Here is a 10,999-nt window from a genome sequence, read left to right as displayed (position 1 = left end):
GCATTACGATGAGGTCCATCAAAAAGAATATAGTTCATTGAAAAAGTTTAAAAGGTTTAATAGAAACTTAACGATTCAAATTTACAAAGAAATTTGACTTATAAAAATAAAAAAACCCCGAATACATTCGAGGTTTATTATTATTTAAAAATTTGAAATTATTTTTTTTCAAATTTAGCATATTTCGTTTTGAATTTATCGATACGACCTGCAGTATCAATAAGTTTAGATTTACCTGTGTAAAAAGGGTGAGACGTTCTTGAAATCTCCATTTTGAAAACCGGATACTCAACACCTTCGTGTGTGATAGTTTCTTTAGTTTCAACAGTTGATTTTGTGATGAATACATCATCGTTAGACATATCTTTAAAAGCGACTAATCTGTAGTTTTCTGGGTGAATTCCTTTTCTCATTTTGTAAATCTTTAAATGTATGATTATAATTTGTTTCGCGGCTTTTTACAATAAAAAGGTGTAAACGCCTTATAACCTTTTGTTAATTATGTTTTTATTTCAGGGTGCAAATATAATACTATTACCCAATACTGCAAACAAAATACCATTATTTTTTATTTTGAAACCGCTTTAACTAAAAATCTGATACTAAAAGATTTATAACTTAAGAAAAATCTACGTAATTTTGTACCCGATTTGCGTGAGTGATAGGAGTGGAAATCCTTTTTTAAATGTTGCCTGAGGTACTCGAAGGCAACATTTAAAAAAGATTGCAACGGATAGCACGACCTGAAAGGGCACGCCCTAAGAAAACAAGTATGTCTGATAGAAAAAAAGTAGCGTTTTATACACTGGGTTGTAAACTGAATTTTTCGGAAACTTCTACTATTGCCAGAAACTTCAATGATGAGGGTTTTGACAGAGTGGATTTTGAAGAAGTAGCCGATATTTACGTAATTAACACGTGTTCGGTAACAGAAAATGCCGATAAGCAGTTTAAACAAGTGGTAAAAAAAGCGATGAAACTAAACGACAAAGCTTTTGTTGCCGCTGTAGGGTGTTATGCCCAACTGAAACCCGAAGAATTAGCCGCAGTAGATGGTGTAGATTTGGTTTTAGGTGCGACAGAAAAATTTAAAATCACCGATTACATAAACGACCTATCCAAAAACGATATGGGCGAAGTGCACAGTTGCGAAATTGAAGAAGCCGATTTTTATGTAGGCAGTTATTCAATTGGTGACAGAACGCGTGCATTCCTTAAAGTGCAAGATGGTTGCGATTATAAATGTACGTATTGTACGATTCCGTTAGCACGAGGCATTTCGAGAAGTGATGCTTTGGAAAATGTATTGAAAAATGCCAAAGAAATTTCGGAACAAAACATTAAAGAAATTGTATTAACTGGTGTAAATATTGGCGATTACGGAAAAGGTGAATTTGGCAACAAAAAACACGAACATACGTTTTTAGAATTAGTGCAAGAATTAGACAAAGTTGAGGGTATTGAAAGACTAAGAATTTCAAGCATTGAGCCTAATTTATTAAAAAACGAAACCATTGAATTTGTAAGTAAAAGTAGAACATTTGTCCCGCATTTTCATATTCCGCTACAAAGTGGTAGCAATGAAATTTTAGGAAAAATGAAGCGCCGTTACCAACGTGAAATTTATACGGAACGCGTAAATAAGATTAAAGAGGTGATGCCACACGCGTGTATTGGTGTGGATGTAATTGTAGGATTTCCTGGTGAAACTGACGAACACTTTTTAGAAACGTACAATTATCTAAATGAAATGAACATTTCGTATTTACACGTGTTTACATACAGTGAGCGCGACAATACGGAAGCCGCAGATATGCCAGGTGTTGTACCCGCTAATATAAGAAGCAAACGCAGTAAAATGCTACGCGGCCTTTCTGTTAAAAAACGTAGAGCGTATTATGAAAGTCAAATTGGTACGACTCGCACTGTACTATTTGAAAACGAAAATAAAGAAGGATATATTACGGGTTTTACTGAAAACTATGTAAAAGTAAAAACGCCTTGGAACCCAGAATTAGCAAACACCTTGCACGAAATTACACTTACAAAAATTGACGATGACGGTTTGGTACGAATGGAATTTGTGAATGTGCCAGTTTAAATTACTAACAAACCTGAATTTCGTAATAAATTCATTGGTTTTGAAAACCAAAATAGTTCAAAATCTTCAAACTGAGATTCGAAGTCCATTTTAATATCTTTTAATAAAACGGGTTGATTTGAAACTGATTTTAAGGTTTTTAGTAACCAATTTGCTTGATCTTTTTCTATAGAAATTTCAATTGTATCTGTTTTAAAATAAAACGTCATTTTCGCCATTTCCCAAGTAGCGCCTTTTTTGGATTTAGTAAAATAATCCACAACTGGAGTTGTTCCAATCCAAATTAATTTTGCAGTAGGTTTTAATGAAAAATCTACTGAATTATTAAGTGCATTTTCTATAAAATCTGGAGCAATTTTTGTTTTTGGAATTTTAAATTCAAACCAATCTTGCAAATCATACTCGAAACAAATACCGTGCATATAATTAAACAGCGATTTTTTCAATCCAAAACTAAACTTATCGTGATTGATGCCTGTTTTATTCTTAAATTGAATGTCGTTATTTGCAAAAGTAATTTGCTTCGCCAGTTCGCTAAAGCTCGTGCCATTTTGTTGCGGAATTACACCAAATTCCTCAGGATGTAATCCTACAGGAGAATGAGCTGTCATAGCAAATTGATGCCAAAATCCAGATTGTATACTTCCTATTTGAAACAACTGTCGCACCATTTCTAAACTATCCACAGTTTCTTGAATGGTTTGTGTGGGATAACCGTACATTAAATACGCGTGAACCATAATTCCAGCTTCGGTAAAATAATTCGTTACTTTAGCTACTTGTTCAACTGTTACCCCTTTTTTAATCAGTTCTAATAATCTATCTGAAGCTACTTCTAATCCACCAGAAACCGCAATACAACCTGAAGCTTTTAACAAAATGCACAAATCTTTCGTAAAACTTTTTTCAAAGCGAATATTTGTCCACCACGAAACCACTAATTTCCGTTTAAGAATTTCCAAAGCCACTTCACGCATTAATGCTGGCGGTGCGGCTTCATCCACAAAATGAAAACCTGATTCGCCAGTTTGCGCAATTAGTACTTCCATCCTATCAACAAGAATTTTTGCCGCAATGGGTTCATAAATTTTTATATAATCTAACGAAATATCACAAAACGTACATTTTCCCCAATAACAGCCGTGCGCCATCGTTAATTTATTCCAACGACCATCGCTCCACAAACTATGCATAGGATTGGCAATTTCAATTACAGAAATGTAGCTATCTAAATGTAAATCCGAGTAATCGGGCATTCCCACATCAGCGTGCTTATAATCTGATTTTGTAGTGTTATTTTTAAATACAACTTCATTATTTTCCAATAAAAAAGTACGTTTAAATTCGGGTTCTGAAACAAGTTCAGAATGACAATAATTATATAAAAGCTCTACTGGCAATTCGCCATCATCAAGCGTAATAAAATCGAAAAACTCAAAAACTCTGTTGTCTTTTAAACTTCTTAATTCAGTGTTTGGGAAACCACCTCCCATAGCGATTTTTATTGAAGGATAATGGAGTTTTATGTATTGCGCACATCTAAAAGCGCTATATAAATTTCCTGGAAAAGGTACAGAAATTAACACCAACTTAGGTTGGACATCCTTAATCCTTTCTTCTAAAATTTGAAGCGTAATTTTATCTATATGCGTGGTTTCTTTTTGTAATTCGGCATATAATTCATCGAATGAATTGGCACTTCTACCCAATCGTTCTGCATAACGACTAAATCCGAAATTTTCATCTATACATTCCACAATGAAATCCGAAATATCTTCTAAATACAAAGTGGCCAAATGCTTTGCTTTGTCTTGCATTCCCATCGAACCGAAAGCCCATTCCATATCATCTAACTGATTGAAACGAGATGCTTCGGGTAAAAAATTACCACTACAAATTTGTCGTGCTAACGTTGGATTTTTTCCTTGAAGAAAAGCAATAACGGCGTCTATTGTTGTAACATAATCATCCCAAAGGGTATGAATTCGTTGCGAATTTTCTGAAAATTGAACTATTTCACCTTTAGGGATTAAGGAACTCAACCCTTTTTTTGAAAACAATTCTAATATCACTTCGATACCTAAATCCATTTGGAATGCAGAAATACTTTTCGTGTTTAGAAACCCTTTGATATAGGCCGTTGCAGGATAAGGCGTATTCAATTGGGTAAATGGTGGCGTGATTAAAAGAATGTCTGACAAGGTGAAATGTTTTTACAAAGATAAAAATTAATTGTAGATGACGAAAAATGATTATTTTTGTTGAAAAATCTATTCTATGGTAAGGAAAATAGCTGTTACTTTTTTATTGTTTTTATCTGTTATTTCGTTTTCTCAATGCTTTGAATGCGCTAAAAATATTGGAGGATGGACAGATGAATCAGCTATTGACATCGAAAAAACACCTGACGGATTTGTTTTTTTAGTTGATTCTAATGGATTTACATCATCAAGAATAATAAAATACGATTTCAATTGTAATATTATTTGGGAGAAAAATTTTACTAATTTAAATATAGATGTTAAAGCTTTAACAAGTGATGATTCGGGAAACATTTACTTAATAATTTACAACACAACAAGTACTAATAATACAAGTGCCCCATGGAACATCAATGGATTTATAATGTCACATGGTTTAAATTTTTATAAACTAGATTCTTTAGGTAATATTCTTTGGAATAAAAACATTGGTCCATATGTAGATTACGATATGCAAAATATTTTTCATTATCAAGATCAAATCTTTGTTACAGGAAATTATTTTGGAAATTTAAATTTTAACAATGGAGTTATCTTTAATAACCCAATTAATCAAATTAGAGCTTTCCTAGCAAAATATGACACTAATGGAAACTTTATTAATGCCGTTAACCACGGTAATGGTAGTGAAATTTTCAAATATTCGGAGATTGATAATCAAGGAAATATATATTTAACAAGAAGTAATCCAAATGCTACATATTCATCAATTGAAAAATTCAATTCTCAATTAGTATTAAATTGGTCAAAAACATTATCTACAAGCACGAACCCAAATAATACTGGCATATATACTCCAACAGGAATTAAATTTAACAATGTAAATAACAAACTTTATTTGTGGGGCAAAATGAATTTAAGTACAACAATTTTGGGTAACAACTTCTTCATAAATAATAATAATGGAATATTTCAAAGTGCTTTAGTTGAATTAAATTCAAACAGTGGAGATTTAGAAAACATTAAAAGATTTGATAACAATTCTTCATATGGCAATTCTTTTCCAAGCGCAGTTGCATATGGAAAATCAGCTCAAATGGTAGAAAAAAACAACTTTTTATATATTCTTACAAGTTTTAGTAATAATATGAGTTTTCCAAATGCAACTATATCATCCTCAACTTATGGTAATGGAAATAATTATTCTGAAGAATTAGTGCTTTTCAAAATGAATTTACTTGATTTTAGTAGCGAATTTATTTTAAAATCTTATGGCGTTCAAAACCTTCCTAACTATGTTACCGATTTACCTGGCCCAATGCTTTTCAATAATGATGATTTATATTTAACAGCTACTTTTGGAAGTGATCCTATACAAATTAACGGAGCAACAATTAATAATAACAGTGGTAATAATGACCCTGATGCAATGTTATATAAATATAACATAAATTCTTCTAATACAAATTATGATGAAATCATAGTTAATAATACTTGTTTAAACGAAATTACAAATTTTAATATTAGTGGAAATTATGACTTAATTGTATGGAATTTTGGAGATCCACTTTCATCAAATAACATTATTAATGGAACAAATAATACTTCACATCAATATACTAGTGCTGGCAATTACCATGTAACTGTAACTGTTACTTGTGGAACTGAAAGTCAAGTTTTTGAAAAAGAAATTATAATTTCAACAAAACCAAATGTAACCAACATAAGCCCAATAAGTGAATGTGAAACTATTTCAGGAAGTGGTATTTGTACAAATTTTGATACATCCTTAATCAATAGTCAACTTGTCGGAAATCAACAAAATATTACAATTGAATTTAGACATTCAAATGGTCAATTAATTCCAAATCCATTGCCTAATCCATATACAAATACAAATTTAGGTGGAGATATTATTAATGCTAAAGTTTATTATACAAATAATGAAGATTGTTTTGTTGAGACTCAAATAAATTTCAATGTTTTAACAAAACCAAACAATCCAAATACAAACTCTCCCCAAACCTTCTGCATTCAACAAAACGCAACAATAAATACAATTACCATTACAGGTCAAAACATAAAATGGTATGATGCGCTGACAAATGGCAACTTATTACCAAACTCAACAACATTAGTAAACGGAACAACTTATTATGCTTCGCAAACTATAAATGGTTGTGAAAGTAATCGAGTTCCAGTTACTATTCAAATCCAAAATACACCTGCTCCTACTGGTAATGCGAATCAAAGTTTTTGTTCAACTGCAAATGCAACAGTTGCAGATATTGTTGTAACTGGAACTAACATTATTTGGTATACTTCTGCAACAAACACTTCACCGTTATCTAATTCTACATTATTAGTAAACAACATAACTTATTACGCTACTCAAACTAGTAATGGATGTGAAAGTGTAAATCGTTTAGCAGTAACAATTAGTTTAATTAACACCCTAAATGCAACAAATTATGCTGAGATTATTTGCGACAATTTAAATGACAATCAGGAAATTAGTAACTTAACAAGTTATCACGCTAATTTAATTTCATCAACTGGAAACATTTTTACCTATTACAATAATTATAACGATGCTTTAAATCAGAATTCAACTGGACAAATAAACAATTTTGCCAATTACAATTTAACTTTAGGCACTTCTATATTTTATGTTCGAATTGACTCGCCAAATTCTTGTTTCCAGGTTGTAACATTAACACTTGAATTAGTTTCGAAACCAATTATTCCTGTAAAAGACATTGAACCCTTGTGTGAAGGAAAAAACATCATACTAAATTCTGGTAATAATTATGACACGTATACTTGGTCAACTGGTGAAACTACACAAACAATCACAATTACACAAGTTGGAAGTTATTCAGTTATTGTATCAGAAAATCATGGTGTAACAACTTGTACTTCAACTAAAAACTTTATAGTTGTAAATTCTAACATCGCCACTATTCAAGAAATAATTAGTTCGGATTGGACTGAAAATAACAATACTATTACGGTTTTATTGCAGAGCAATAGCCAAGGTGATTATGAATATTCGATTAATGGTATAGATTTTCAAAACAGTAATGTATTTAATAATTTAGAAGCTGGAGAATATATTGTTTTTGTTAGAGATAAAAATGGTTGCGGATTGGTTTCCGAAGAATTGTATTTATTAATGTATCCGAAATTTTTCACTCCAAATGGTGACGGTTATAACGACTTTTGGAAAATAAAATTCTCAGAGAACGAACCCAATTTATTTATAAAAATATTTGACAGATATGGAAAACTTTTAAAAGTCATGGATGCAAATTCGATAGGTTGGGACGGGAAATATTTAGAAAAAGATGTAACTTCATCAGATTATTGGTTTGTAGTAACAAGAGAAAACGGAAAAGTGTATAAAGGACATTTTTCATTAAAAAGATAATACAACAACTGATTTTTAGTTATTTTTGTAAAAAAAATTATGCCAACAGATTGTATTTCGTATCAAAAATCGGGTTATTTTTCTAAACTAATTGTAGATTATTTAGATGAAAAACCAGAAGTACAATCGCTATATCATCAGTTTCCCAGAATAGAGAATTTTGGAACTCAAATAAATGAAAAAACTAAGATTTATAGCACAGAAAATCGATTAATTTTAGCAGAAGCGTTAAAAAGTCAAAATTCAAATTTTCCAATTTCACAGGCAACTCAAACAAATATTGAATTACTAAAATCTGAGAAAACCTTTACCATTACAACCGGACATCAATTAAATTTATTTTCAGGACCTGCTTATTTTATCTATAAAATTGCTTCCACAATTAATTTATGTAAGCAATTAAAACAAAAATATTCAGATTATAATTTTGTGCCAATTTATTGGATGGCGACAGAAGATCACGATTTTGAAGAAATAAATCATTTTCATTTCAACGATAAAAAAATCAAATGGGATAAAGAAAGTTTCGGACCAGTTGGAAGATTAACAACCGATGGTTTAAACGAAGTTTTTGAAGAATTTTCCAAAGCAATTGGACTTGGTAAAACAGCGGAATATCTAAAAGATCTATTCAAAAAAACCTATTTAGAACACGCTAATTTAGCTGATGCAACACGTTATTTAGCCAATGAATTATTTAAAACGGAAGGTTTAGTGATTATTGATGGCGATGATAAAAATCTGAAATCCCTTTTCGCACCATATATTAAAGATGAGTTACTTCATCAAAATTCTTTCGCAGCTGTTTCTAAAACAATTGCACAATTAAAAGAATACACAGTTCAAGTAAATCCAAGAAAAATCAATTTGTTTTACATTAAAGATAATTTACGTGAACGAATTATTTTTGAAAACAATATTTACAAAGTTAACAATACAGAATTTCAATTTACAGAAACTGAAATTTTAAACGAGCTAAAAAATTATCCAGAAAAATTTAGTCCAAATGTGATTTTAAGACCGTTATATCAAGAAGTCATATTGCCAAATTTAGCATACATTGGCGGAGGTGGCGAAATAGCGTATTGGTTAGAATTAAAAAATAATTTTGAAACTCAAAAGGTTACATTTCCAATATTAATTCTTAGAAATTCGTTTGTAATTGCAACAGATAAATTAATGTCAAAATTAGCCAATTTAGGCGTTTCATTTGAAGAATTATTTCTATCAAATCAAGAATTAATTAATAAAAAAACTAAAGAATTATCAAATATAAAAATTGATTTTTCTGAACAAAAAGCAATATTAAATAAACAGTTTTCTGAATTATTAAAAATTGCCGAACTAACTGACAAATCGTTTACCGGCGCTGTAAAAGCACAAGAAGCTAAACAAACAAAAGGACTAGATAATTTAGAAAAACGACTTTTAAAAGCAGAAAAACGAATACATTTTGAAAAATTAAAACGCATAACCGAAATACAAAATCAATTATTTCCAAACGGAAGTTTGCAAGAACGAAAAAGTAATTTTAGCGTGTTTTATTCGCAAATTTTTATTAATGAAATCATTTCCCAATCGAATCCATTAGAAGCCTGTTTTAAATTAATTAAGATATAAAGTGTTCTTGATTTTTAAAAACCGTTTTGCAATTTGGAATTAAATAGTACCTTTGCAAAAAATTTAAGAAAAATGGCTACAAATAGAACATTTACAATGATTAAACCAGATGGTGTTGAAAACGGACACATCGGTGGAATTTTAAACATGATTACAGAAGGCGGTTTTAAAATCGTTTCTATGAAATTAACGCAATTAACTGTAGCAGATGCTCAGAAATTTTATGCGGTTCACTCAGAAAGACCTTTCTTTGGTGAATTAGTAGAATTTATGACTCGCGGACCTATTGTTGCTGCAATTTTAGAAAAAAACAACGCAGTAGAAGATTTCAGAGCTTTAATTGGTGCTACAAACCCTGCTGATGCTGCTGAAGGAACTATCCGTAAAAAATATGCTACTTCAATTGGAGAAAATGCCGTTCACGGTTCAGATTCAGATGAAAATGCAGCTATTGAAAGTGCTTTCCACTTCGCTGGAAGAGAGCAATTCTAAAAAAAGTTCAGTGTTCAGTAATTAGTGAACAGTTGATATAAATATAAAAAGGCGACTTGAAATTTCAATTCGCCTTTTTTATAATAATATTTTTCCTTACACCTAAAACCCTATACCTTTTACCTTTTCTACCTAAACACAATTTCTTTAATTAAATCTTTTCCAAGTTCTTCATTTAGCATTTTTATGATTTTGGATTTTCCGTATTCTAATTCTTGTTTTACAACCGAAGAATTTAATTGTACGTATAAAGTCTGTCTTTTTAATTCAATTTGTTGCGTGTAATTTTTAAAAGCCGGACCCATCATTTTATACCACGTTTCTTTAACATTTATGACATCCAAACCCGCTTCCAGCTTCGTTGCTTTCATAAACTCTTTCATTACATCACCAATAGAAAAATCGTCATTAAATCGTTTCATTTTTATTTTCTTTTACTGTAAGGCACAAATTTTTTGTAATAATAGGTAATTTTTGCTTCATTTTCCAAAACTAATTCATCTTCAGAAACAGAGATGATTTTTTCTTCCCATTTGGTAAAATTAGATTTCGTCTTCAAAAAATAAGAATCCGAACTATCAACAACACTAATTTTATCTTGCAAATCGCCTTTTAAAAAAGTACCGTCAAGTTGCGGCGCTACTTTTTGTCGGGTTCCATTTAAATTTTTTATGGAAATAAAATCTATAAATTCATTAACTTGATATTCTTTTTTATTTCCATCTGGAAAAGTAACCTTTTCAATTTCCCAATAGCCATTTATTTTTAAAACAGCCTCTTTACTTGGTTTAGACGTACAAGAAATTAGACCAATTAGAAGTAATAATACATAAAAATATTTTTTCATAAGTAAAATGTAAAGTTGGGTAAATGTAAAATTATTTTGTCCAATAAAAAAATTGAAAATCATTTTGAAGTTTAAATATAAAGAGTATATTTGCACTCGCATTCACGGGGTGTAGCGTAGCCCGGTTATCGCGCCTGCTTTGGGAGCAGGAGGCCGCAGGTTCGAATCCTGCCACCCCGACAAACGACTTCAATAATATTGAGGTCGTTTTTTATTTAATTCAATATGTTTTACGTTTATATTTTATTTAGCACTTCAAAATCGAAATACTACATCGGACAAACTTCAGATATTGAAAATCGATTATT

9 protein-coding genes and 1 tRNA gene are annotated in these 10,999 nt (G+C 30.7%); 6 read left to right on the top strand and 4 right to left on the bottom strand.

Annotation, left to right across the window (positions count from 1 at the left end; genetic code table 11):
- Positions 1 to 158: 158 nt before the first annotated feature.
- Positions 159 to 413 carry a type B 50S ribosomal protein L31 gene (locus tag ABWO04_RS07265; RefSeq protein ID WP_291241295.1) on the bottom strand — a complete coding sequence of 85 codons (255 nt, stop codon included), beginning with the start codon at positions 411 to 413 and terminating at the stop codon, positions 159 to 161.
- Positions 414 to 772: 359 nt separating this feature from the next.
- Between ABWO04_RS07265 and mtaB the strand changes: the two genes are divergently transcribed.
- Positions 773 to 2,101, top strand: coding sequence for a tRNA (N(6)-L-threonylcarbamoyladenosine(37)-C(2))-methylthiotransferase MtaB (gene mtaB, locus ABWO04_RS07260; RefSeq protein WP_353078670.1), 1,329 nt, complete (start codon positions 773 to 775; stop codon positions 2,099 to 2,101).
- Here the strand turns inward: mtaB and ABWO04_RS07255 are convergent.
- On the bottom strand, positions 2,098 to 4,302 hold the full coding sequence (locus ABWO04_RS07255; RefSeq protein WP_353078668.1) for a B12-binding domain-containing radical SAM protein: 2,205 nt from the start codon (positions 4,300 to 4,302) through the stop codon (positions 2,098 to 2,100). The two genes, mtaB and ABWO04_RS07255, sit on opposite strands and share 4 nt — an antisense overlap.
- A 76-nt stretch (positions 4,303 to 4,378) precedes the next feature.
- Here ABWO04_RS07255 and ABWO04_RS07250 point away from each other — a divergent pair, with 76 nt between their 5' ends.
- From ABWO04_RS07250 to ABWO04_RS07240, 3 genes are all read left to right on the top strand, one after another.
- Positions 4,379 to 7,732, top strand: coding sequence for a T9SS type B sorting domain-containing protein (locus ABWO04_RS07250; protein WP_353078666.1), 3,354 nt, complete (start codon positions 4,379 to 4,381; stop codon positions 7,730 to 7,732).
- Between the two features lie 39 nt (positions 7,733 to 7,771).
- Entirely contained in the window at positions 7,772 to 9,352 is a 1,581-nt protein-coding gene (bshC, locus tag ABWO04_RS07245; RefSeq protein ID WP_353078664.1) for a bacillithiol biosynthesis cysteine-adding enzyme BshC, read from the top strand.
- Between the two features lie 72 nt (positions 9,353 to 9,424).
- On the top strand, positions 9,425 to 9,844 hold the full coding sequence (locus ABWO04_RS07240; protein WP_291241299.1) for a nucleoside-diphosphate kinase: 420 nt from the start codon (positions 9,425 to 9,427) through the stop codon (positions 9,842 to 9,844).
- 128 nt (positions 9,845 to 9,972) lie between these two features.
- On the opposite strand, the gene ABWO04_RS07235 is transcribed toward ABWO04_RS07240, so the two are convergent.
- Entirely contained in the window at positions 9,973 to 10,266 is a 294-nt protein-coding gene (locus ABWO04_RS07235; RefSeq protein ID WP_353078662.1) for a DciA family protein, read from the bottom strand.
- A gap of 2 nt (positions 10,267 to 10,268) precedes the next feature.
- Positions 10,269 to 10,754, bottom strand: coding sequence for a hypothetical protein (locus ABWO04_RS07230; protein ID WP_353078661.1), 486 nt, complete (start codon positions 10,752 to 10,754; stop codon positions 10,269 to 10,271).
- A 42-nt stretch (positions 10,755 to 10,796) separates the two neighbouring features.
- On the opposite strand from ABWO04_RS07230, the gene ABWO04_RS07225 reads away from it, so the two are divergent.
- Together ABWO04_RS07225 and ABWO04_RS07220 are read left to right on the top strand one after the other, a co-directional pair.
- Positions 10,797 to 10,871, top strand: a tRNA-Pro gene (locus tag ABWO04_RS07225).
- Positions 10,872 to 10,916: 45 nt separating this feature from the next.
- The coding region (locus ABWO04_RS07220; protein WP_353078672.1) for a GIY-YIG nuclease family protein at positions 10,917 to 10,999 on the top strand (83 nt) is incomplete at its 3' end.

Origin of the sequence: Flavobacterium sp., assembly GCF_040382755.1 — a bacterium.
In the GTDB taxonomy this organism is placed as follows: Bacteria; Bacteroidota; Bacteroidia; order Flavobacteriales; family Flavobacteriaceae; genus Flavobacterium.
Note: the sequence above shows the minus strand (reverse complement) of the source record. Positions and strands in the feature narration are given on the sequence as shown.